The 23975-nt window shown below is 45.4% G+C and carries 17 protein-coding genes and 1 tRNA gene; 12 read left to right on the top strand and 6 right to left on the bottom strand.

The window, feature by feature from the left end; translation table 11 throughout:
- The first annotated feature begins 75 nt into the window (after nucleotides 1–75).
- From htpG to nadE, 6 genes are all read left to right on the top strand, one after another.
- The gene (gene htpG / locus L5M37_RS05360; protein ID WP_263199664.1) at nucleotides 76–1989 is read left to right on the top strand and encodes a molecular chaperone HtpG; all 1914 of its coding nucleotides are present in this window, start codon (nucleotides 76–78) and stop codon (nucleotides 1987–1989) included.
- A 184-nt stretch (nucleotides 1990–2173) separates the two neighbouring features.
- Nucleotides 2174–3037, top strand: a complete 864-nt coding sequence (locus tag L5M37_RS05355; protein WP_263199662.1) for a co-chaperone YbbN — start codon at nucleotides 2174–2176, stop codon at nucleotides 3035–3037.
- Between the two features lie 140 nt (nucleotides 3038–3177).
- The gene (gene adk, locus L5M37_RS05350) at nucleotides 3178–3822 is read left to right on the top strand and encodes an adenylate kinase (RefSeq protein ID WP_028759655.1); all 645 of its coding nucleotides are present in this window, start codon (nucleotides 3178–3180) and stop codon (nucleotides 3820–3822) included.
- 112 nt (nucleotides 3823–3934) lie between these two features.
- Nucleotides 3935–4954, top strand: coding sequence for a ferrochelatase (gene hemH, locus L5M37_RS05345; protein WP_219235339.1), 1020 nt, complete (start codon nucleotides 3935–3937; stop codon nucleotides 4952–4954).
- A gap of 477 nt (nucleotides 4955–5431) precedes the next feature.
- Complete coding sequence (locus tag L5M37_RS05340; protein WP_028759658.1) at nucleotides 5432–6736, top strand: inosine/guanosine kinase; 1305 nt, start codon at nucleotides 5432–5434, stop codon at nucleotides 6734–6736.
- 201 nt (nucleotides 6737–6937) lie between these two features.
- Complete coding sequence (gene nadE, locus L5M37_RS05335) at nucleotides 6938–7768, top strand: ammonia-dependent NAD(+) synthetase (RefSeq protein ID WP_263162984.1); 831 nt, start codon at nucleotides 6938–6940, stop codon at nucleotides 7766–7768.
- Between the two features lie 102 nt (nucleotides 7769–7870).
- Here nadE and L5M37_RS05330 read toward each other — a convergent pair whose 3' ends face one another.
- Nucleotides 7871–8371, bottom strand: coding sequence for a DUF6942 family protein (locus tag L5M37_RS05330; RefSeq protein ID WP_263199660.1), 501 nt, complete (start codon nucleotides 8369–8371; stop codon nucleotides 7871–7873).
- Between the two features lie 234 nt (nucleotides 8372–8605).
- On the opposite strand from L5M37_RS05330, the gene L5M37_RS05325 reads away from it, so the two are divergent.
- Entirely contained in the window at nucleotides 8606–10135 is a 1530-nt protein-coding gene (locus L5M37_RS05325) for an alpha/beta hydrolase (protein ID WP_263199658.1), read from the top strand.
- Between the two features lie 311 nt (nucleotides 10136–10446).
- Nucleotides 10447–10523: transfer RNA gene (locus L5M37_RS05320), tRNA-Pro, on the top strand.
- A 349-nt stretch (nucleotides 10524–10872) separates the two neighbouring features.
- Here L5M37_RS05320 and L5M37_RS05315 read toward each other — a convergent pair.
- The 3 genes from L5M37_RS05315 to L5M37_RS05305 form a co-directional block, all read right to left on the bottom strand.
- Nucleotides 10873–12096, bottom strand: a complete 1224-nt coding sequence (locus L5M37_RS05315) for a DUF819 domain-containing protein (RefSeq protein WP_263199657.1) — start codon at nucleotides 12094–12096, stop codon at nucleotides 10873–10875.
- Between the two features lie 47 nt (nucleotides 12097–12143).
- Complete coding sequence (locus tag L5M37_RS05310) at nucleotides 12144–13025, bottom strand: LysR family transcriptional regulator (protein WP_028759678.1); 882 nt, start codon at nucleotides 13023–13025, stop codon at nucleotides 12144–12146.
- A gap of 123 nt (nucleotides 13026–13148) precedes the next feature.
- Nucleotides 13149–14177, bottom strand: coding sequence for a porin (locus tag L5M37_RS05305; protein WP_263199654.1), 1029 nt, complete (start codon nucleotides 14175–14177; stop codon nucleotides 13149–13151).
- Between the two features lie 226 nt (nucleotides 14178–14403).
- Between L5M37_RS05305 and L5M37_RS05300 the strand changes: the two genes are divergently transcribed.
- Nucleotides 14404–16173, top strand: coding sequence for a flavocytochrome c (locus L5M37_RS05300; protein ID WP_263199651.1), 1770 nt, complete (start codon nucleotides 14404–14406; stop codon nucleotides 16171–16173).
- 466 nt (nucleotides 16174–16639) lie between these two features.
- Here L5M37_RS05300 and L5M37_RS05295 read toward each other — a convergent pair whose 3' ends face one another.
- Nucleotides 16640–19759 carry a multidrug efflux RND transporter permease subunit gene (locus tag L5M37_RS05295; protein WP_263199648.1) on the bottom strand — a complete coding sequence of 1040 codons (3120 nt, stop codon included), beginning with the start codon at nucleotides 19757–19759 and terminating at the stop codon, nucleotides 16640–16642.
- Nucleotides 19760–19775: 16 nt separating this feature from the next.
- Nucleotides 19776–20933 carry an efflux RND transporter periplasmic adaptor subunit gene (locus L5M37_RS05290; protein ID WP_263199646.1) on the bottom strand — a complete coding sequence of 386 codons (1158 nt, stop codon included), beginning with the start codon at nucleotides 20931–20933 and terminating at the stop codon, nucleotides 19776–19778.
- Nucleotides 20934–21098: 165 nt separating this feature from the next.
- On the opposite strand from L5M37_RS05290, the gene L5M37_RS05285 reads away from it, so the two are divergent.
- From L5M37_RS05285 to trmY, 3 genes are all read left to right on the top strand, one after another.
- Entirely contained in the window at nucleotides 21099–21827 is a 729-nt protein-coding gene (locus L5M37_RS05285; RefSeq protein ID WP_263199645.1) for a response regulator, read from the top strand.
- Nucleotides 21824–22891 (top strand): ATP-binding protein, encoded by a 1068-nt coding sequence (locus tag L5M37_RS05280; RefSeq protein WP_263199643.1) that lies wholly within the window; start codon nucleotides 21824–21826, stop codon nucleotides 22889–22891. The genes L5M37_RS05285 and L5M37_RS05280 overlap by 4 nt, the downstream gene beginning before the upstream one ends.
- A 435-nt stretch (nucleotides 22892–23326) precedes the next feature.
- Nucleotides 23327–23923 carry a tRNA (pseudouridine(54)-N(1))-methyltransferase TrmY gene (gene trmY / locus L5M37_RS05275; RefSeq protein ID WP_028759682.1) on the top strand — a complete coding sequence of 199 codons (597 nt, stop codon included), beginning with the start codon at nucleotides 23327–23329 and terminating at the stop codon, nucleotides 23921–23923.
- Nucleotides 23924–23975 lie beyond the last annotated feature (52 nt).

Below are 23975 nucleotides of genomic sequence, written 5' to 3'. Positions count from 1 at the left end.
GCAAATTTGGAGCCCCATTTAGTAAGCACTAAGCGTTACTTTTACCAAATTGCGTAACAAATAAAGGAAAATTTCATGTCACAACAAGAAACTCATGGTTTTCAAACAGAAGTCAAACAGCTGTTGCATCTGATGATCCATTCTTTGTACTCCAACAAAGAAATTTTCTTGCGTGAACTGGTCTCCAACGCTGCGGATGCGGCGGACAAGTTGCGTTATCTGGCGTTGACCAACGATGCTTTATATGAAGGCGATGGCGAATTACGTGTGCGTATTAGTGCCGATAAAGACAAGGGCACAGTCACTATCGAAGATAACGGCGTGGGCATGACTCGCGATGGCGTGATTGAGCATTTAGGTACGATAGCTAAATCAGGTACGGCCGAGTTTTTCAAAAATTTATCCGGTGAGTCATCAAAGGATTCACAGTTAATCGGCCAATTTGGTGTCGGTTTCTATTCAGCCTTTATCGTGGCGAAGAAAGTCACAGTGCGCACCCGCGCTGCCGGTCATAAAGCCGATGAAGCGGTATTGTGGGAATCAGAAGGTGAGGGTAGCTTCACGGTCGATAACATCACTAAAGCCAGTCGTGGTACTGAAATCACCCTGCATCTACGTGATGAAGAAAAAGAATTTGCCGATGATTGGCGCCTGCGCTCAATCATCACTAAATACTCAGATCACATCTCTGTACCGGTGGAAATGTGGCAAGAGGGCACGCCAGAAACTGAAGGTGAAGATGGCGAGAAAGTGCCAGCAACTGAAGGTTATTGGAAGGTGATGAACAAGGCGACAGCCCTGTGGATGCGCAGTAAAGCTGATATTAGTGATGAAGAATACCAAGAGTTTTATAAGCACATATCCCACGATTACACCGATGCGTTGTTGTGGAGTCATAACCGCGTAGAAGGTAAGCAAGAATATACTAACCTTTTGTATATTCCAGCCAAAGCGCCTTGGGATATGTGGAACCGCGACCGTAAGCATGGCCTGAAATTATTTGTGCAACGCGTATTCATCATGGATGACGCTGAGCAGTTCATGCCAACGTACCTGCGTTTTGTACAAGGTTTGATTGACTCAAATGATTTGCCGCTGAACGTATCGCGTGAAATTCTGCAAGATAATCATGTGACTAAAGCCATGCGGACGGGTATCACCAAGCGTGTGCTGAGCATGCTGGAAAAACTGGCCAAAGATGATGCTGAAAAGTATCAACAATTCTGGGCTGAGTTTGGCCAAGTACTGAAAGAAGGGCCTGCTGAAGATTTCGCCAACCGTGAACGTATCGCGGGCTTATTACGTTTTGCCTCAACCCACACGGGCAGTGCTGCGCCGACGGTGTCGCTTGATGACTACATCAGCCGCATGAAAGAAGGCCAAACTAAGATTTACTATATCGTTGCCGACAGCCATGACGCCGCCGCTAACAGCCCACATTTAGAGTTGTTACGTAAGAAAGGCATTGAAGTCTTACTGATGTCAGAGCGTATCGACGAGTGGCTAATCAACCACTTAACTGAGTACAAAGAGAAACAACTGCACTCAGTGACCCGTGGTGATTTAGAACTTGGCGAGCTGGAAGATGCTGCTGAAAAAGAAGCGCAAGAAAAGCTTGAGCAAGAATCGGTAGCGTTAGTTGAACGCATTAAAACGGCATTAGGCACCAGTGTTGCCGATGTGAAAGTCACGTCACGCTTAACCGACACGCCAGCCTGTGTGGTGGCGGGTGAAGGCGAAATGTCGACGCAGATGATCAAGCTGATGCAAGCTGCAGGTCAACCTGTGCCAGAAGTGAAGCCGACATTTGAGATCAACCCAGCGCACCCATTAGTATCGCGCTTAAATGATCTTCAAGATGAAGCCGTCTTCGCGGATTGGTCAAATCTGCTGCTGCAACAGGCGCAATTATCTGAAAAAGGTAGCCTTGCGGACCCATCGGCCTTTATCAAGCTGATGAACCAAATGTTACTGGCTAACATGAAGTAAATGACTATCGGGGCCCTTCTTTGAACGGCCCCGATATTGTTTCTAGTGCAGGAAGAGTGGTTTGCGCCTAGCCTGTCACTCAATCCGTTAGCGGTAAGACTCGATTTTAAGACTTGGTTCTAACGCTTAGTTTTAAAAGAATAAGGCCTCCCATGATAGAGGCCTTAAATGTTAAGGGAATACTATGGACAATATCCTCAGTCTGACTAAAGACAATATTCAGCAAGTGGTTGACGCCTCGATGCAACAGATCGTGGTGTTAGCATTTTGGGCTCAGCCGCAGGAACAAAGTGTGGCTATGCTGCACACCTTAGAGAAAATTGCCGCGCAAAATGCGGGTCGATTCGTGCTCGCAAAAGTTGACTGTGAAGCCGAATTAGAAATTGCCAATTACTTTCGCATTCAAAGTCTACCGACCACGTTAGTATTGGATAAAGGTCAGCCTGTCGATGGTTTTGCTGGCCTGCAAGATGCGGCGCAAGTCACGGCTATGCTGGATAAATATTTACCGCCTATGTGGCAGTTACAGTTAGCACAGGCAAAAGCATTACTCGCCCTGAGTCAAGTTAGCGCAGAGGATCTTGCCACTGCCGCCGTGTTGCTTAAAGAAGCACATACAGGGTCAAATCAAGCGGGTGAGGTGAGTCTAGTGCTTGCCGATGTGTATCTGATGCAGGGCGAATTAGTGTTAGCACAAGCCATGCTTGAGAAAGTAGGGCTTGCCGACCAAGATGGTTATTACCAGAGTTTAAAAGCTAAGCTCGCACTTGCCTTGGATGCGGCGGATACCCCTGAAATTCGCGATTTGCAGCAAAAGTTTGAGCAAAATCCAACAGATTTAGTGTTATTACTCGAGCTGAGTAAGGCATTGCATGCTGCCCACCGCGATGATGAAGCATTAGAACTGTTATTCGGTGTGCTCAGTAAAGATTTAGGTGCTGAAAATGGCACAGTAAAACAAGTATTTATGGAAGTATTAACGGCACTTGGCCAAGGTAATCCCATAGCCAATCAATACCGCCGTAAGCTCTATACTTTGCTCTATTAATGAAAAAAATCGCTTAGTAACCGCAGTTTATTTGCGGTTTCTGAGGCTAAAGTCGAAGCTAAAACCCTTCTCAATGGCGGCCAGATGTGCGAAGATCGCCGCCCTAAGAAGAATATCAATGCGAAAAGAGGACTCTTGAGATGCGCATTATCCTATTGGGCGCCCCAGGTGCCGGTAAAGGTACCCAGGCCCAGTTCATTATGGAACAGTATGGTATCCCACAAATTTCCACTGGTGATATGTTACGTGCCGCGGTAAAAGCGGGTACTCCACTGGGTTTGGAAGCGAAAAAAGTGATGGATGCTGGTCAACTGGTTTCTGATGATCTGATCATCGGTCTGGTTAAAGAGCGTATCGCACAGGAAGACTGTGTTAAAGGTTTCTTGTTAGACGGTTTCCCACGTACTATCCCACAGGCGGATGCGATGGCGGCAAACGGTATTAGCATTGATCACGTGATTGAAATCGACGTGCCAGACGAAGAAATCGTTAAGCGCATGAGCGGTCGCCGTGTTCACCCAGGTTCTGGCCGTGTTTACCATGTGGTTTTCAATCCACCTAAAGTGGAAGGTAAAGACGACGTGACGGGCGAAGATTTAGCTATTCGTCCAGATGACGAAGAAAGCACAGTGCGTAAACGTCTTGCGATTTACCACGAGCAAACTAAGCCGCTGGTTGAATACTACGGTAAAGTGGCTGCCGCTGGCCAAACTCAATACAACAAGTTTGACGGTACTCAATCGGTTGCGGCCGTGAGTGAGCAGTTAGCTAGGGTGTTGAAATAACCGAATAAAGGTTAATTTACGAGAACAAGTTCTCATATTAAGAAAAAGCCTGCCGATGCAGGCTTTTTTTATGGGTATCGCAATGTTAGCCTCCAAGTGAACTTCATTAACCATGAGCCTAACGTTGAATCCTTCCCCTGCTTTTGGTGTGTTATTGGTTAACCTCGGCACGCCTGATCAACCTAGTCCTAAGGCCGTTAAACGCTTTTTAAGGCAGTTTTTAAGTGATCCGCGTGTCGTCGATTTATCGCCGTGGATTTGGCAACCGCTGCTGAACGGTATTATTCTCAACACCCGTCCGGCTAAAGTCGCGAAACTTTACCAAAGCGTGTGGACGCCGGAAGGCTCGCCCTTGATGGTGATAAGTGCACGCCAAGCACAAAAGTTGGCGGTGGACTTAAGCGCAACCTTTAACCAGACCATTCCGGTTGAACTGGGCATGAGTTACGGTAATCCCTCCATCGATGTGGGATTTGAACGCCTGAAAGCCCAAGGGGCAGATCGCATTATTGTGCTGCCTTTGTATCCTCAATATTCCTGCTCGACAGTGGCAAGTGTGTTCGATGCTGTTGCCCGTTATCTTAAAACCGTGCGTGACATGCCGCAGGTTCGCTTTAATAAAGACTATTTTGACCATAGCGCTTATATTGCTGCGCTGGCACACAGTGTGACGCGCCACTGGAAAACCCATGGGCAGGCCGACAAGTTGCTCTTGTCATTTCATGGTATTCCACTGCGTTATGTGAAAGAGGGCGATCCTTACCGTGAGCAGTGTTTTGTCACAGCTAAACTGTTGGCGCAAAAACTTGAGCTGAGCGAGTCGCAATGGCAAGTGTGCTTCCAATCGCGCTTTGGCCGCGAAGAATGGTTAACGCCCTACGCGGATAAATTACTGGCCGAGTTACCTGCGCAAGGGATCAAAAGTGTCGATGTGATTTGCCCTGCGTTTGCGACCGATTGCCTCGAAACCTTAGAAGAAATCTCCATTGGTGCTAAGGAAACCTTTTTACATGCGGGTGGCAGCGACTATCGGTTTATCCCTTGTTTGAACGACGATGAGTTACACATTGAATTATTACGGCAATTAATCCAAGAACAAGCGGTATCTTGGGCCCATACCCAAGCCACCTGAAGATACGAGTTTCAGAGCGCCTAGGGTGATTCAATTCAAGGCGCATCAATGACAGAATGTCGGCCACCTTTTGAATTGATGCAACACGGAAGTGAAGTGCCCTAGGCGCTCCGTCCCGGCGGCAGATGTTAAACACGAGGTAACGCACTTTATACTGTGTTGACTATTTTTAACTTAGCCCACTAGGTCTGCAAATAGCCGCAATCGCCATGGATGGCGTGAATGCCATTTATGCAGGAGTAATAAATTGCCTTGTCTGAACCATTCCGTTAAATTCCCGCTGAATCCTGCATCTTCAGGTTGTTTGGGTATTGGAGCACTGGCTTCGAACTGATTTTGTGATAGAATCTGCGCCCTTCCGGCTAAGGGGTGGTTTTTTTGTCTCGCTAGCCTAGACTCAATATTTTTAGGATGCTGCTTGGCTTGACCGCCTCGGCAGACGCCAATTAGCATGGATGCCAGGAAAAGAGAGCCACTATGAAGTTTCCCGGTCAGCGTAAATCTAAACATTATTTTCCGGTTAAAACCCGAGATCCGCTGCTTGAACAGCTGACTCAACAGCCTCAGCCGTTTGCGACCTATATCAGCGGTATTGATCAAACCTTAGTGGATATCGAAGCGAAAGTGGAAGACGAATTGCTGAGCCGTTATGGCTTGCCCAAAGGCAATTCTACCTTGATCAATGATGAACAGGCCCACAGACTCTACACTGAGTTAAAAATTCATGGTTTGATTAGCGATGAATTTGCTGGTGGCACTATTGGTAACACAGTGCACAACTATTCTATTTTGGCCGATGACCGTTCAGTGCTGTTTGGAGTAATGAGTCAAAATATCGAAGTGGGCAGTTACGCCTACCGCTATTTATGTAATACCTCTTCTAAAGTCGACCTTAACTTTCTACAACCTGTAGATGGTCCTATCGGTCGCTGTTTTACCCTGATTTCTGAGTGCGGCGAGCGAACATTTGCGATCAGCAAAGGCGCTATGGATAAACTCACACCTGAATTTATCGATAAAGACGTGGTGCAGGGCAGTTCAGCCTTAGTGTTGACCGCGTATTTGATGCGCGCCAGTGATGGCGACCGTATTACCGATGCGGCCATGTGCGCTATCGAATATGCAAAAGCCGCCGAAGTTCCCGTGGTATTAACCTTAGGCACGCGTTTCTTGATTGAAGAAGATCCACAATGGTGGCAAAACTTCATCAAAGAACATGTCACCATTTTGGCGATGAATGAAGACGAAGGTGAAGCCTTAACGGGTTCACGGGATCCTCTGCTTGCCAGTGAAAAAGCCTTGGAATGGTGCGACATGGTATTAACCACAGCGGGTCCAATCGGGCTTTATACTGCAGGTTATACTGAAGATTCTGAAAAACGCGAAACGACTCACACGCTGTTGCCGGGTGCTATCCCTGAATTTAATCGTTATGAATTTTCCCGTCCAAAGCTTAAAAGTGACTGTGAAACACCAATCAAAGTCTTTGCCCACATTTCACCTTACATGGGCGGCCCTGAAAAAATCGGTAACACTAATGGCGCTGGCGATGGCGCATTATCGGCGTTATTGCACGATCTGGCGGCCAATACTTTCCACAAGACTAACGTGCCAGGCTCAAGTAAACATAAGCGTGATGGACTATGTTATTCCTCGTTTTCTCAAGTGTGTAAGTACGCTAACCGCGTCGCCTACGAAGTCTTAGCCCAGCATAGCCCGCGTTTATCCCGTGGTTTACCTGAGCGCGAAGATAGCTTAGAAGAATCCTACTGGGAAAGATAAGTCGATAGCTGTATTGGTATTAAGCTAACTGATTTACGCTAGGGCAATAACGGCAAACCGTTGTTGCCCTTATTTTTATGGCATTTATCAGCAATCAATCAGCCAAGCGCTAATTTTAACTACAGGCAGTTGCGAATAAATGTTAACGTTAGTTGGGTTCAGGTAGTCCAAATACAGCGATAATTTAAGGTGGAATTTTCGGTGAAAGCGCAAATCTTAAGAGAAATGAAGGTACTCACGGCCATAGAGCCTGAGTTCGAAGTGCAACGTCGTGTCGCGTTTATTAAAACCAAACTAAAAGAAGCGCGTAGCAAGGCATTGGTATTAGGGATCAGCGGTGGGGTGGATTCTTCTACTGCTGGGCGTTTGTGTCAGTTAGCGGTGGACAGTTTAAACCAAGAAAATAGCCAAGGCGGTTACCAGTTTATCGCTGTGCGATTACCCTATCAGATCCAAAAAGATGAGCATGAGGCGCAATTAGCCTGTCAGTTTATTCAGCCCTCTAAGTTGGTCACTGTGAATGTGCATCAAGGCGTTGATGGTGTGCATAGCGCTACCGTTGCTGCGTTAGTCGAAGCTGGATTGCCTTTGCCCGATGTGGCGAAGGTTGATTTTGTGAAGGGTAACGTCAAAGCCCGTATGCGGATGATAGCTCAATACGAACTCGCTGGACTCGTAGGTGGGTTAGTGGTGGGGACAGATCACAGTGCCGAAAATATCACAGGTTTTTACACTAAATGGGGCGATGGTGCCTGCGATTTAGCGCCATTATTTGGTCTTAACAAGCGCCAAGTTCGCCAACTCGCCGCGTATCTTGGCGCGCCAGAATCGTTAGTCTATAAAGCGCCGACCGCGGATTTAGAAGACAATAAACCGTTACTCGAAGATGAAGTCGCGCTTGGCTTAACCTATGCGCAAATCGATGATTTCCTTGAGGGTAAAGACGTCGGCAAGGCGGTTGAAGACAAGTTAATTGGTATTTATAAGGCGACGCAGCATAAACGTCAGCCTATTCCAACCATTTACGACTAACCCTGAATCGTCCTTGAATATGCACTCGTTTGAACTCTGTTCACGAGTGCTTTTTTATGCCTTTGCTATTTGGTGACAGCCATTACCACAATCATAATGGGATTATTCACTGTGGTGGGGCTCTGGCGTTGCTAAGTGTTGGCGTGTCAGGGCGATCAGTTGGTTTGGGTATTGACGATAATCCAAATAGGGCGTGAGTAAACAATGCTGCCCTGGCGAAGATGGCAGCTTAAGTACGGTTATGGATTTATTTTGGGCAGTTAAATGCTGCGCACCGGAATCGTTCACGGACATGGTGAGCCCTAAAGCATTTGCGGCCACTTGCCCCGCAATGAGATGAATCTTAGCGTTTGCCATCAGCTCTATAGCGCCTATGCAGATCAGTTCATTTTGCTTGAGTAACACTTGGTCACGATAGCTGCGCCAATCTTCTCCAACCGCGCTGATTTTTGCCATAATAGTGAAGATCTTACGCCAATGATTGCCATTGAGAGCGATGAGAGCCCCGATAGCATCTGGCTGAGTGTAATGCCAGCTCTCAGGTACCAGCGGCGCTGTAGGAAGATAGTAGGCGAACCTAGCGTGTGGATTACCGATTATCATCGAGAGCGTATAAGTTTCGTTGGAATAAGACTATTTTCGATCCTAACCCGATTAAGGCCTATGCGGCTAATAAAATTGCGAGATGAGTAAATTGGGTGACTAAATTGAAGTGACTAAATTGGAGTGATTAAATTGTACTGCTTAAGTGGTTTTTATCGCGGTAAAACGTTTGAAGGATGTTTTTATCTACCCGTATAATCTAGTTGCACATTTTATCTTCATGTAGGAACAGCGATGAAGGCCATCATCATAGGTTCGACAAAACACCTATTTTTAGCTGCAGTGTATGCAAGTACTGGCATAGTGGTGGCGTTACTCGCGACAGGGATCTATTTTCTTAATGCGCGCCCTGAGCTGTCACTTTGGCATACGGTCGAGCTAGAAAATGAGTTCCATTATAATACTAAACTCGCCAATTTTAATGAGTACTTATCGCTAGAAGAGCGCCTATTCGCCGAAGTTGAGCGCAAAGTTGTACAGAAAATTCCTGCCTCTGAACTATCTCCCGTGAACCGCTATGTCAAAAATAGCTTATCTGATCCTGCCCATTGGCCACAAAATTGGAATCGCAGTTATGAATGGCCTGTGGCTAATGCCGAATTTGGAGTATTACTGCTCCACGGTATGTCGGATTCGCCCTATGCTCTATCCAATGTGGCGGCGCACTTTAAAGGTAAAGCCCATGTACTCGGTTTAAGATTGCCAGGGCATGGCACGATTCCAAGTGGATTGACTGAGCTTTATTGGCAAGATCTGGCCGCAGCGGTTAATTTAGCCACAGCGCATATGCGGCAAACTCTGAAAGATAAACCATTATTTGTGGTGGCTTTTTCGACGGGTGCCGCCATCGCGCTGAACCATGAGTTAGAACGTATCAGCCATAATAAAACCCCAGATTATGATGGAATGATTTTTATCTCTCCCGCGATAGGGCTAGCGCCATCTGCGGCGGCCGCACGCTGGCAGAGTTGGATAGGACGATTGTTGGAGCTGGATAAACTGCAATGGAACAGTATTCAAGTAGAGTACGATCCCTTTAAATACACCTCTTTTGCGGTTAATGCGGGCGATGTAGTTTATCAATTAGCCCTGCGTAACCAAGGTTTATTGGCAGGATTAACGCCGCAGCAACGGGTGCAAGTTCCGTCGATACTCACTTTTCAGTCAGTGGTGGACGCAACGGTTTCAACCGCGGCGGTGGTGAATAATCTGTATCAAACATTACCTGAAAAAGGTCATGAGCTAGTGCTGTTTGATATGAACCGACTCGATGTGAATGCCAAGATGGTGTCCAATGATCCACTTGCGGGCTTGTTGGCGAACATTAATAACCCTGAGTTACATTATCGCGGCACTGTGGTGGAAAATATCAGTAATGAAACCACGCAGGTTCAGGCGCGATACTTTGGTTTAGATGAACTGGGTTTAAATGAACAGAATTTAGATACACAGGATATAGACGCACAGGGTAAAGTGCTCACTCAGGTCAGTGAAAACGTGCGAATATTAGATTTATATTGGCCTGCAGGCGTGTATTCCTTATCCCATGTTGCGCTACCTTTTGGCATAGATGATGGGCTTTATGGCGCAGTGATCCAGCCTGATTTACATAGGATCCAAATCGGAGCCTCAGCTTCGCGGGGAGAGCGCGGCTTGTATAGTGTGTCAGCATCTGAAATGTTACGACAGAAATGGAATCCCTTTTTCCCATATCTACTCGAGCGCATGGATGAGTACCGACTCGCCCATATGCACTCGCATTGAATGATGATTGAGTAAACGGGTGTCATTATGTCTGTTCTGCAGCTAAATCCTGTTTGAGTATGGACGTAATCAGTATCGAGCAATCATTATCGACGAAAATTGTGTCATTCAGAACATAAACTAAGCAGTTGATCAAAGAGATGTAATGAAGCCCTTGCGCAGTTGCGAGGCAATTGCTACAGTTCTGGCTCGCTTAAGATAAACCCCATAAACAGTATCTTAGGTGATAAGTAATTGAGCAAAAACCGTAAAGATTATCGCTAAACAATATTTAGCTAAGTCAGCACAGGTATGCAATATACTTAAAAATTCGGTATGTAGCGCAGCCCGGTAGCGCACTGTCATGGGGTGTCAGGGGTCGGAGGTTCGAATCCTCTCATACCGACCAAATTCCTCTTTTTATAAGAGTTAAAAAGCCTGCTAACTTAATCGTTTGCAGGCTTTTTTATTTTTATGAATTTTAAAGTTCTTTTTAAGCATGCCAAAAGACTGAGGTATATGCATGGTAAAGTGTCCTAGCTTGAATCATGAAAAAACATAATAAATATGGGCAGGCTGCGCGTAGCTGCGACTTTATCACAGTGTTGAATCACCTCGAGGTTTGATTGATAGGGGGGGGATGTATAAGTTGTATTGTTAAATAGACATTTTCTGAAAGCTTTGGGTAATGCTTTGAAGATTCAGAAGTGGCATTTATTGGGAGCAAAAAATTAGTTGGACACACTTTTGTTCCCATCTTATGGTTGAATAAACTGCATTAAAAAACCCAAATACCACGCCAACAAAGACGCCCAAGTATAACCCCAAACTGCCATCAATAAAGCAGCGGAAGCCAGCCTTGGGTGAAAAGCGCTGGCGATAACTGGTGCAGAAGCCGCACCACCAATATTACACTGACTCGCGATCGCGAAGTACATGATAGGTAATCGAAAAAATACAGTAAAAATAAATAAGATAATAATGTGTATAGAGAACCAAATAAGAGCGATACAAACGTAATAGGGCGCGGCGCTCAATGCGCTAATATCAAAGTTCAACCCCATCAACATTATCATGATATAGATAAAAAAAAGAGCTGCCTGCTGAGTTTCCTTGACTAACACATGTCTTGCATTTGTTAATGAAAATAATAATCCTAAAAAAGTTGCAATTAATACTGACCAAAAAAATTCAGAAGTAAGATTGTATTTAAATAAGTGTGGGAAACTATTAGCGATTCTTGTTGCAAGGAAGGATGATAATTTTTCACTGAAGAAAATTACAATGAAAAAAGTCAAGCTCAATATCAGAATCCAATAATAGCTTGTTTGTTTTCCTATCACTTTACGTTTGATGTCAGTGCAAAATATCGGTCTATAGCTTTTATCAGCTTTCAGGAAATCATCGATTTTATCTTGGCGTTCTGCAATGAAAAGTAATATAACCATCCATATACCGGAAAAAAGAATATTAATAGCCATCATTACCGCAAATACGGCATCACCGACACTGTGGATTTCTTTTACAGCCAATTGATTGGCGGTTCCACCAAGCCAGTTTGCCATCAGTGTTGACATGCCTTTCCAAGCTGCATTATCTCCCTGCCAGACGAGTTCGTTCGGAAAAAATATAGAGCCTAACCATAGGCTTAATGGACCACCAATACAGATGCTCACAGCACCTAGCACGTACATACCGAGAAGTTTTTTTCCCACTAAACTGAGAGCAAAGAAATCGGTACCTAAAATCAGCAAAAACAAACAACCGGGCATTAAGTGTGTTTTTGCCATTTCGCTAAGTTGACTATGACTTGCATCAATAATATTTAGCGAGCTAAAGATGGCAGGTAAGGTGTAGCACATTAGCATCAGTGGAAAAATACGATAAAATTGCTTAAAAAGTGTAATAGAGGATGTGTGTGTATAAAATAAACCACATAGTAAAAAGACTAAAAAAAATCCTATTCCAAGATCTGATGACATCAATTAAATTCACCTAGTAAGAATAGCTGGTATACATATATTATATTTTACAGTAACTTACTAAAGGCTAGGAAGCTCATGCTTAATGCAGATAATTCTTCTCCTTCACGTTGAATTGACCAATAAGTTCGTTTATAATCCCATCCATCCACAGGTAATAAAATAAGGTCTTTTCTTGCTAATTCAGCGTCAATCGCTAATAGGGGTAATACACTCAAACCTATACCTGTTCCAATTGCCCTTTTAATAGAGCCAATGGTTGACATGCAGATTTCATCACGAACGTGGATATTTAAGCTTTTTAATAACTGAATTGCACGAATTCGAGAGAACGATGATTCATGGTCGAATATCCACAATTGTTCACTAAGCCAAGATTTTGTATTTAAACCATTTGCAGCAGGATGAGTTACGCCACTCACAATGCAAAGATTATCTTGTAACCAATGCTCACAAATGAGATTTTTACTCGCGGGTTTAGCATCAATAAAGCCTAAGTCTAGTTCTTTTTCTGAAACCATTTTTTCAATAACTAAACTATTATCAATGACTAGTTTTATTTTTACATCGGGATATTGGTTCTTAAATAATGGAATTTTTTTAGATAATACATAGTTACCAGCAGTCTTACTGCTCCCAATGGTTAACGTCCCCTTAATGCCATGTTCAGGGAATGAAAATATATTTTCTAACTCTTTTCCCTTGGATAGCATTTCATTAGCATAAGGTAATATTATTTCTCCATGCGCATTTACAACCAAACCTCCCGCCACTCGCTCAAATAATCTGCAGCCTAAAGAGCTTTCTAATTCTTTAAGTGCCATACTTACAGCAGGCGTTGACATATGAAGTACTTTTGCCGCTTTTGATATCTGCCTCTCAGAATGTATGGCTTTAAAGATCATCAATTGTCTTAATGTTATCCGCATCAAATGCTCCGCGAGGGGAAAATCAGTTATACTAGCAGTATAATAGTTTAAAACGATAAATAATTAACATGATAAATATCTGATTTTTATAAAGCGGCTATGTAGCCGCTTTATCTATAGAGGTTAAAATAGATATCTTGTAGATACAAAAATGAGAGTGTCATCAAACTCAGTATGTCCTTTGGCGTCAGTATAGTCACCATCAAAATAGGAAATACCTACCCCAAAAGTCAAATCCTTTTGAGCCTTAAAATCAACGCCTACTGAATATTGACTTGCATCACTCTCTTTTAGTGTTTTTAGATCTGCTCCGGCATTTTTTGTCACTTTACCCAGCCCAGCATCATCTTTTAAATATTGAAATTTTATATCATATTTATTAATAGGAACAACCATACTTAACAGGTAGGAGTTACCTTTAATATTATCATAAATACTTGACTCAGAGCGCTGGTACATCGCCCCCAATTTTACGGATGAAATAGCAACACCACCCACCAGTCTTGTTGCCTCTAACTGGTTCAATCCATCAGCATAGGCTATTGAAATATAGTGACTATTCTTTTTAAGTGCTGCATCGCCTAGGGAAAAATTAATTGCATAATTGTTTTGTTTATCAGAAAGTTCTGGATTTTTTTGATTAAAATCCTTATCAAAAACATAACTGATACCCATAGTAACACCTGCGACCTTAGCGCTATTTAATGTTACCGAATCGCCTAATCTATCGTTACCTGCAATGATCATATTCATATCGCTTGAGGTAATATTAAACAAATCCACTTTACCTTCAGCACTTTTAAAAACGGTATCATTTCTTCCGAAAACAGCCGAGCCATAGTTAGTTTTAAAACCTAAGTAAGAGTTCCTCGGTTTGAAAATATTAGAATCATCGTTATCAAAGCTTTCTATCCCTGCTTCAAATTTATATAACAAGCTAAAATTATCATATACACTATACTCACCTTTAACGCCTAAATATGATGCATAATTTTCAAGGGAAAATCCATCAACTTTCTCGTTACCAGAAAGACCATTACTTGAGTTGGCCACACCAAGCCACAGTCTTCCATAAAAATCTAATGGCTCAGATAAAGCTGGAGTTGAACAAATTAAAATAAAACTAAAACCAAGATATTTAGCATTTTTCATCGACATCACCTTTTTAGAATGTAAAAGCAATGTCATATTAGAGATTTAAGCAAACACATCTCCGCTTTAGATCACATCTAATCAACAAAAACATCAAGTTAAGCATAACTTAAAGTGTGTTAAGTTATATTTAACAATTTCAATTTATTGCTCAATGTCACTATTTAAAAAAATTAAGAAACTATCATCACGCCAAATCTTACCAAAATAAAAACTGGAGAATTGCATGAAGATAAAATACTTGAGTATTATTGTCTGTTCGATTTTAACGGCGTCATCATGGGCTGCTGATAATAAAAATGATTTAGCATCATTCCATAAAGATGTTAATGGTTGTAAAACCTGCCATACAGCACCCAATAAAGTGAGCGATAGCGAGACATTTGAAAATAAACAATGTAAATCATGTCATGGTGATTATGGAAAACTAGCAAATCCCAAACTAGAAATTGACCCACATTCTTCACACTTAGGTGATATTAATTGTACGTCTTGTCATAAAGGACATGAACAACCAAAATTATATTGTAATGAATGTCATTCATTTAAAGGGCTCGACATGCCTTTTAATAAAGCCAAATCTAAAGAACCGTGGGACAAAGGTTGGGATAATGAAGCCATAAATAAAGCGATAACTGCAGGTCCTAAAGAAACAACGGATGTGATTGTTGTTGGAGCCGGTAGTGCTGGGTTTAATGCTGCGATTGCAGCTAAAAAGGCGGGGGCTAACGTTATATTGCTTGATAAAGCACCATTTAGTGGTGGTAACTCTATGCTCGCCGCAGGCGGGTATAATGCTGTGGGTACAGTTCAGCAAAAAGATCATAAAGTCGATGATAAAATCGAATGGTATGTCGAAGATACAATGAAAGGCGGTCGATATGCTAACGACCCTAAATTGGTACAAATATTAGCGGAGCAATCGGCTGATGGCATTAAATGGTTAGAATCTTTGGGCGCCAATATGGATGATTTAAAACGCTCTGGCGGCGCTAGAGTCGATAGAACACATCGTCCATCTGGTGGTTTAAGTGTTGGTCCACATATTATTGATGTACTAAGAAAAGCATCAGATAAAGAAGGGGTTGATACAAGACTCAACTCCAAAGTTGTTAAATTGGTTGTTGATGATGAACAAAAAATTGTGGGTGTTGTCATCCACGGTAAACACTCTGGTCACTATATGGTTGCAGCTAAGTCGGTTGTTTTAGCCACAGGTGGTTATGGGTTTAACAAAGAAATGATTGCTTTTTATCGCCCTACATTTAAAGGCATGACAAGTTCAAATAATATCACTTCAACTGGGGATGGTATTGAACTTGCTAAAGCAGTCGGTGCAAGTATGACTGATATTGATTGGATCCAGACGCATCCAACAGTAGGAAAAGATAGCCGTATATTAATTTCAGAAACGGTTCGAGGTGTCGGGGCCATAATGGTTAATAAAGAAGGCAATCGCTTTATCAATGAATTAACGACTCGAGATAAAGCCTCTGATGCCATTCTAAAACAACCTGAACAATATGCTTGGCTAGTATTTGATAATGAATTATATAAAAAAGCTAAAATGGTTCAGGGGTATGATCATTTAGAAATGCTTGAAAAGGCCAATACTGTTGCAGAGCTTGCAAAAATAACAGGAATGACCCCAAGTGTTTTAGACAAAACTATCACAAACTACAACCATTATTTCAAACAGGGTAAAGATGAGGCATTTAACCGTGAGCAGATGCCGCTATCAATAGAAAAATCTCCTTATTATGCCGTAAAAGTTGCTCCTGGCATCCATCATACTATGGGGGGAGTTGCCATTGACACTAAAGCTGAAGTACTCGATATACAAAGCCAACCGCTCAAAGGTTTATTTGCGGCGGGAGAGGTGACCGGTGGTGTTCATGGGTATAATCGACTGGGTGGTAATGCTGTCGCTGATACTGTGATTTTCGGTAAAATCGCTGGGACAAATGCTGCTAAACATGCTCTAAATACAAAGTAACGCTAAATCAGTGAGAGACTCGTTATTGTCTCTCACAACATCTCAAGTTTTATTCATCGTAAATATTAGCAATAAAATTATTGCTTGAGTTAAAGTGCTCCCCTGCTATTTTTTGAGAGGCTAATGTAGCCTCTCTTTTTTATTTTTCGGCAGAATTAGATTCGATGGATTTTGCTCACTTTTCGATGGCTTCATCTTTTTAGATCGCGCGGGAATATTGGCGAAATATACTTACTCTTTCCATGAATCGAATAATACACTGTAGGCGAGTCCAGCATCGCACCATTTCTTAGAGAACCAATTACAGATTTGAACGTCGGAACCTTAAGCCGGATACGCAGTAACGATTACTATCACTGAACCTACATTTCCAACGTTTAAAATTATTACACATATATTGATCAGCTTTAATGCTCAATAGGATTGTGTTGTTAGACTTTCCTACAGAGCATCAAAGCGGGTGAGGCTATTTGGCAGTATTATGCCGCGCAAGCCAGGCACTCAAGCGCTCTTGGGTGCCGATGACAAAGACAAAAAACGCCGGTACGAAGAATATTGCCAGCAAGGTGCCACTGAGCATGCCACCGAATACGCCAGTACCGATAGCATGCTGAGTTTCGGCGCTGGCACCGCTCGCAAGCATTAAGGGTACCACTCCGAGAGTAAATGCCAGTGACGTCATCAGAATTGGACGCAGACGCAGGCGTGCTGCGGTCACTGCAGCATCTATCAGCGTATGGCCCTCGGCGTGCAGTTGGCGGGCGAACTCGACGATGAGGATAGCATTTTTTGCCGATAGACCGATGATGGTGATCATTCCCACCTTGAAGAACACATCGTTAGGCATATCACGCAATATTACTGCCGTTACCGCGCCCAGCAGACCCAGCGGCACGACCAACATCACCGAAAGTGGGATCGACCAGCTTTCGTACAACGCAGCGAGTACCAGAAATACTACCAGAGCGGACAGCAACATTAGCAACGGTGCCTGCGCCGTCGATTGGCGCTCTTGCAATGATGCCCCCGTCCAAGCTATCGCGAACCCTTGTGGCAACTGCGCCACTAAGCGTTCCATCTCTGCCATCGCTGCGCCGCTGGAAACGCCAGCTGCAGCACCCCCGGAAATACGCATAGCTGGGAAGCCCTGAAAGCGCATCATTTGCTGTGGCGACTCTTTCCATTCTGCCGTCACTACTTCCCGTAGAGGCACCATGCCACCACTTGAATTACGCACGCGCAGGCTGAGCACGTCGTCCAATTGCATTCGTGCCGTAGCGTCGGCCTGCAGTATGACCTGCTGCATACGTCCATTATTTGGGAAATCATTGACATACAGTGATCCCATGGCCGCCGAAAGTGTGCTGCTGACCGCGGAGAAGGACAGACCCATAGCCTCGGCTTTTGACCGATTGATATTCAGACTAATGCTCTCACCGGGCGGTAGGCCATCTGGGTAGACATCGCTGACCACCTCGCTCTGCGCAGCCTGTGCCAGCAATTGTGCCTGTGCAGCTATCAATGCAGCCTCGCCGCGGTTAGCTCTATCCTGCAGGAACAGAGTGAAACCGGAGGAGGTGCTCAGCTCGTCAATGGCTGGCGGCATCATGGTCATCACTGTGCCTTCGACGTTATCAGCCATAGCTTGCTGCGCCAGTGCCGCTTCTTCGGCAGCTGTGGCGCCATTTCGTTGTTCCCAGTCCTTGAGCATAGTGAAAGCCATGGCGGCATTGGGGCCGGAGCCTGCAAAGCTAAAGCCCAGCACTACCATATTTGTATCCAGCGTTGGGCGCGATGCGACGTGCGCCTCGTAGGCTTTGACCACATCCAGCGTACGCTCGCTGGTAGCGCCTGTGGGTAATTGGATGGAGGTCATGAAATAGCCTTGATCCTCTTCTGGTAGGAAGGACGACGGCAATTGCCCAGCAGCGATGACTAGCACCATGCAGAGTACGGCGAATGCTGCCATCATACGTCCACTGCGTCCAACTAATCGTGCTACGCGTGCACTGTAGCCTACGGTTAGGTGTTCAAATCCACGGTTGAAGGCACCGAAGAAACCGCCTTTTTGATGGTGATCAGCACTGACTGGGCGCAATAGCGTGGCGCATAGTGCTGGCGTTAGGGTCAGTGCGAGGAAGGCCGAAAACAGAATAGACACCGCCATCGACAAAGTGAACTGTTGATAGATCACTCCCACTGAGCCGCTACCGAAGGCCATGGGGATGAATACTGCGGTCAGCACTAGCGTGATACCGATCACCGCGCCAGTAATTTCCTTCATCGCCTGTGAGGTTGCCTCCCGCGGCGACAGTCCTTGGGTAGCCATCAGTCGCTCAACGTTTTCCACCACCACAATAGCATCGTCAACAATAATGCCAATGGCCAGCACCATGCCGAACATGGTCAATGAGTTGATTGAGAAGCCTGCCAGTAACATCACCGCGAAGGTACCGAGTAGTGCTATGGGCGCGACGATAGCAGGTATAAGTGTGTAGCGCAGGTTCTGCAGGAACAGGAACATCACCATAAATACCAGCGCCATAGCTTCAAACAGGGTATAGATTACTTTTTCGATAGACACTTTGACGAAGGGGGCGGTATCGAATGGCACTGAGTAGTTCATGCCAGCAGGCATACTCGGCGCCAGTTCGGCTAGACGTTCACGTACCGCAGAAGCTGTGCGTACAGCGTTGGCTCCTGGCGAGAGCTGGATAGCAGCACTGGTCGCCGCCACACCATTCTCACGGTTAGAAAAACCATAGGATTGAGCGCCCAGCTCGACCCGAGCCACATCACCGAGCACCAATTTTGCGCCATCGGCACCGGCACGTAGGACGATAGCAGCGAACTCCTCGGGCGTGCTGAGTTGTCCTTGCACTGTTAGGGGGACTGTCAGTCGTTGTCCCTGTAAGATAGGTTCATCACCGAGTCGCCCTGGGGCTATTTGTGCGTTTTGCTGCTCAATAACGATAGCAAGGTCGTTCATTGTCAGGCTATAGGCGGTGAGTTTATTCGGGTCTACCCAGACGCGCATGGCTTGCTCGGCACCGAATAATTGCACGCGACCAACACCGTCGATTCGGCGTAGCTCCTCGACAATATTGCGTGCTAAATAGTCGTTTAGCGCGATTTCGTCGAATTGGCCGTTTGGAGAGGTCATACCAATCATCATCAGAAAACCCGATGCGGCCGACTCTACCTGCAGGCCGCTCTGCCGTACAACTTGAGGTAGGCGTGGTTCGACAGCCTTAATACGATTTTGCACGTCCACTTGGGCCATTTCAGCATTCGTGCCCGGTTTAAAGGTGGCGGTTATTTGTGCGCTGCCCGAGCTGTCCACCGATGATTCGAAGTAGAGTAAGTTCTTCACTCCTGACAATTCGCGCTCGACTAGGCTTACCACTGAGTTATTAAGTGTCTGTGGCGTGGCTCCTGGATAAGCGGCATAAATGCTCACCGACACGGGTGCCACTGATGGGTAGCGGGAGATGGGTAACTGTGGAATGGCGATGACGCCAATCAGTACGATAAATAAGGCTATCACCCAAGCAAATACTGGGCGGTTGATGAAAAACTGGGGCATGGCGACTTCTCCAAATTCAGCGCACGACAGCGCTAAGTTGCTGATTGGAAATAGTAGGTTGCCAAGGGCGCGCGACGACCTGCGCAGTTGGGCTTAGGCGTTCGATGCCTTCAACAACTATCTGCTGACCAGCGCTTAGGCCGGATACTACGTGATAGCGACCTGCCATCAATTCATCGACCTTAACGGCCACAGGTTGCACTTTAGCTTGCCCATCAAGCACCCACACTTGTGATTGACCAGCCTTGCGAGTCACAGCCTGCTGAGGCACGTTCAGAGCCGTAGGATAGTAAGTTTGTGGAATGCGAGCTTTTACGTAAAGACCGGGTAACAGACGATGCTGCGGGTTATCTACCAGTACGCGCAGCAGTACATCGCCAGTACCTGCATCTACTTGAATGCCGGAAAATAAGATATGCCCCTGCATGCCAAGAGGCGTACCACTACTGCTAAGGATCTCAACAGCCAACTCTGGGAGTCCTGAGCTTGCCTGCTGACGCATCGCCTCCAACATTGATGCTGGCAAACGTACATCAACGTACACTTGGTCGATTTGTTGGATCCTCGCCATGGGTGTGGCATCGGTGGGTGAGACCAATGCACCTTCGCTCACTAAAGCTTCATCTATACGTCCGGAGATGGGGGCTTCGACGCTGGCAAACTGAAGATCTAACTGACGCCGTGCCAGCGTCGCTTTGGTTTGGGCTACATCTGCGGCAGCCTGATCGCGCTGGGAAATAGCATCGTCATGCATTTGTTGGCTGACGGCCTTGGTTTGTATCAAAGAGGCTAAGCGATCGGCTTCTTGACGAGCCCTAATCCATACCGCTTCGGTACGCTGTAACGCTGCAGCAGCAATATCGACATCGGCTTTAAATGGCGCTGGATTTATTTGAAACAGCACAGTGCCAGATGTTATCTCGGCGCCCTGTTCGAATAGACGACCTTGCACTATGCCGCTAATTTGCGCGCGGATCTCAGCGCTGCGAACCGCAGAGACACGACCGGGCAGATCTTTAGTCACCAATAGTGCTTCATTTTCTAATGTCATCACTGACACTTGAACCGGAGCAGTTGTCTCTTCATTCTGTACCGCTGAATCACAACCTACCAATCCCAACACGGCAATTCCTACAACTAACACAAGGCTTAAGTGCCGCTGTTTGATGTACATAACCTACTCTCCTCAATGTACAGCGATCTCACTAATGGCGTTTTATCAAACGCTAGAGAACTAATGCTGAATTATGACGAGTCAGTATTGCGAATTATTCGAGACATTGTGGAGAATGTATGGAGGGGATGATAAAGTTCAACCATTTTAACGTTGGGGCAATCCATGGCTAATCTCAATGAGCCCGTAAGTTCTATGACTTCGGCACTGGTGTTAATTGCAGAGGATGAAGCAGAGATTGCCGATATCCTTATCGCTTATTTGCAGCGCAGTGGGCCACGAACTCAACATGCTATCGATGGTATCCAAGCGCTAGCCATGCACCAAGCATTTAAGCCCGATCTATTGCTGCTCGATGTACAGATGCCGAATCTCGATGGCTGGAATGTACTGAATGAAGTTCGTTCCCGTGGTGACACGCCGGTGATCATGCTTACCGCGCTGGATCAGGATATCGATAAATTAATGGGATTACGCCTCGGTGCTGACGACTACGTGGTTAAACCATTCAATCCCGCCGAAGTGGTGGCTAGGGTGCAGGCGGTACTGCGACGCGCTCGCACTAACACTCCTATAAATACCCAAATGTTGCGCGTCGGCACGTTCCAAATCGACTTAGACAGCCACGAGGCTAGCGTAATCTGTAACGGTCAGCAGCAGGCACTGGATCTGACCTTGACCGAGTTCAAACTGCTCGCTTGCTTGATGCGAACACCGAAACGTGCTTTTAGCCGTGAGGAGCTGTTAATTAATTGCTTGCCTGAGGGCGATACTCAGGAACGAACGGTAGACAGTCATATCAGTAAGCTACGTAAAAAGCTTGAAGTCCTCAATATTCAAGGAGTGCCGCTCAGTGTCTGGGGGGTTGGCTATCGCTTTGGTGGTGAAGTATGAGGCAAACACCGGGTTTGCGCAGGCAAATTATCCAGTCCCTAGCGGTAATGACTTTAGGCATCATTTTCCTGTCAGTGTTTGGCTCCTATCTATTCTATGCCATTGCGGTGGCCTACCTGCCAGGCAGTATATCTGAAACCTGGATGCCTTCTCAGATGGAGATGCTATGGATAGTTTGCACTATCATAGCCGCGTTGGGGATAGCGTTATTTGTTGCCATTCGCCTGTCACGGCGCATTCTTACACCACTGAACTCTGTGGCATATAGCCTACGCGAAGTCGCCCAAGGCAAGCTCAACGCGCGTGCGCGAATGGACCAACATGCGATGGGGGAGACGGCGCAATTGGTGAGTGACTTTAATGCTATGGCCGAGCGCCTAGAGTATATGACTCGCGAGCGGGAGTTTTGGAACGCGGCAATCGCTCACGAACTCCGTACCCCAGTCACCATTCTGCGTGGTCGGTTGCAGGGCTTAGCGGAAGGTGTTTTTAGCCCCAGCAGTGAGCTCTTCGAGGGACTGTTACGGCAGGTTGAAGGCCTCAATCACCTTATCGAAGATTTACGAGTGCTGAGCCTCAATGACAGTGGTCATCTAGAATTACAGCGGGATGAGGTCTGTTTAGCAGAGGAGTTAAGTGCAGTGATTGAGACTTTCGCTGTGGTGTTAGACGCTAAGGGACTCATACTGCAGCAGGAACTCGATACAAGACTTAAAGTTTACTGTGATGCTATACGAATATGTCAGGCGCTGATGGCGCTGCTGGAAAATGCGCGCCAGCATGCTGATCCTGGCACTTTGACTGTAAGACTTTACAGCGTGGGAGCAAGTTGTTATCTAACCGTAGAAGATGAAGGCCCTGGTATTCCTGATGAAGCAGCAAGCTACATATTCGAGGCATTTCGCCGAGTTGATCCGTCTCGCTCTCGAAAAAGTGGTGGCAGTGGGCTCGGCCTCGCAGTGGTTAAAACAATTGCTGAAGCTCACGGCGGGCACGTGGTCTGCCAGCCATCGGGCCATGGAGGAACAATATTCGTTCTGTCTTGGCCTGTTAAGGCCTGTTAAGGCTCCCCTTAACTACATCCTGATACTGGAATTATCTATATGAACGGTGACGTGCTTAGTGATTCCTGCACGTATGGTCACCACGCCAGAGCACATTGCTGAATCGGGAAAATGCAGGGATTGTAGGTATTCCCTAGATCCCATTGGTTGTTATCCAATATTGATTACAACTAATGGGATGTTATTTTGTTTGAATACGCTCAATTTGCTGTACTTGTAGCCTTGATATCGCATTTGCGTGTAACTGTACATAAATTTTCGAGGTAATTAAAACGTGCAAAATTACATGATTTATGTTTAAATTTAGCAGGTTATGATTAAATGGTTCACAGTCGTAGAGTATCAGGGGGCGGAGGTTCGAATCCTCTCATACCGACCAAATTAGATGCATCCGCCATTTAGCATTAAAGACATTATTGAGTAGGACATTTACCTATGCGCGCGTTTGTTTTACGAGCAAGATCAGCCCCTACTGACAGTCAGTTGTTTTTGGCTTCTGTCGGCCAAGAGGCGCATACCGAGATTTTAGCTCATACCCTGATGAACACTATCTTTGTGGCTCAGTCCCATCGAAACGATGTTGTCGTTTATTTGGTGCTAGAAAGTACCCATGATTTTTCCCGCACTATCTGCTTCGATACTCGAAATATTTGCCATATTGGTGGTTTTCACGAGCAAGCTTTGCTCACTAAAATTGCCAAAGCCTTAGATATTTCTCGGGGCATGACGAAGGAGCAAACCCGTGTTGTTGACGAGGGCATCAGTGTTAGCACTATCAGTTTTGAAAAGCTGGTACAGGACCTCGCGGTGGATTATCAATTGTTTATGATGGATAAGAAGGGTACATCAATCCGTGAGCAAGAATTTGTGGGTAATCCGTGCTTTTTACTGACCGATCATATTCCTATGCCGAAGAAAAGTTTTAATACCTTGAAACGACTCGGCGCGCAAAAGATCAGCCTAGGGCCTAAGATGTTGTTTGCTTCTCAGTGCGTGGTATTGATCCATAATGAATTGGATATTAATCAATAGCCTCTGAGTCTTATGTATCCGTTGCTAACGCTGACTATTCCTGTGGTAACGT

Origin of the sequence: Shewanella sp. SM69, from assembly GCF_025653985.1 — a bacterium.
Lineage (GTDB): Bacteria > Pseudomonadota > Gammaproteobacteria > Enterobacterales > Shewanellaceae > Shewanella > Shewanella oncorhynchi.
The sequence above is the reverse complement of the archived record's forward strand: the minus strand, read 5'-3'. Positions and strand labels throughout refer to the sequence as shown.

What these genes read in the sequence shown, in the direction of transcription:
- L5M37_RS05315 (WP_263199657.1), bottom strand. Translation starts at nt 12,096, where the DNA reads ATGTCATCAGATCTTGGAATAGGATTTTTTTTAGTCTTTTTACTATGT.
- hemH (WP_219235339.1), top strand. Translation starts at nt 3,935, where the DNA reads ATGAGCCTAACGTTGAATCCTTCCCCTGCTTTTGGTGTGTTATTGGTT.
- L5M37_RS05295 (WP_263199648.1), bottom strand. Translation starts at nt 19,759, where the DNA reads ATGCCCCAGTTTTTCATCAACCGCCCAGTATTTGCTTGGGTGATAGCC.
- L5M37_RS05340 (WP_028759658.1), top strand. Translation starts at nt 5,432, where the DNA reads ATGAAGTTTCCCGGTCAGCGTAAATCTAAACATTATTTTCCGGTTAAA.
- L5M37_RS05330 (WP_263199660.1), bottom strand. Translation starts at nt 8,371, where the DNA reads ATGATAATCGGTAATCCACACGCTAGGTTCGCCTACTATCTTCCTACA.
- L5M37_RS05355 (WP_263199662.1), top strand. Translation starts at nt 2,174, where the DNA reads ATGGACAATATCCTCAGTCTGACTAAAGACAATATTCAGCAAGTGGTT.
- trmY (WP_028759682.1), top strand. Translation starts at nt 23,327, where the DNA reads ATGCGCGCGTTTGTTTTACGAGCAAGATCAGCCCCTACTGACAGTCAG.
- L5M37_RS05290 (WP_263199646.1), bottom strand. Translation starts at nt 20,933, where the DNA reads ATGTACATCAAACAGCGGCACTTAAGCCTTGTGTTAGTTGTAGGAATT.
- L5M37_RS05285 (WP_263199645.1), top strand. Translation starts at nt 21,099, where the DNA reads ATGGCTAATCTCAATGAGCCCGTAAGTTCTATGACTTCGGCACTGGTG.
- L5M37_RS05300 (WP_263199651.1), top strand. Translation starts at nt 14,404, where the DNA reads ATGAAGATAAAATACTTGAGTATTATTGTCTGTTCGATTTTAACGGCG.
- L5M37_RS05280 (WP_263199643.1), top strand. Translation starts at nt 21,824, where the DNA reads ATGAGGCAAACACCGGGTTTGCGCAGGCAAATTATCCAGTCCCTAGCG.
- L5M37_RS05325 (WP_263199658.1), top strand. Translation starts at nt 8,606, where the DNA reads ATGAAGGCCATCATCATAGGTTCGACAAAACACCTATTTTTAGCTGCA.
- adk (WP_028759655.1), top strand. Translation starts at nt 3,178, where the DNA reads ATGCGCATTATCCTATTGGGCGCCCCAGGTGCCGGTAAAGGTACCCAG.
- L5M37_RS05310 (WP_028759678.1), bottom strand. Translation starts at nt 13,025, where the DNA reads ATGCGGATAACATTAAGACAATTGATGATCTTTAAAGCCATACATTCT.
- L5M37_RS05305 (WP_263199654.1), bottom strand. Translation starts at nt 14,177, where the DNA reads ATGAAAAATGCTAAATATCTTGGTTTTAGTTTTATTTTAATTTGTTCA.
- htpG (WP_263199664.1), top strand. Translation starts at nt 76, where the DNA reads ATGTCACAACAAGAAACTCATGGTTTTCAAACAGAAGTCAAACAGCTG.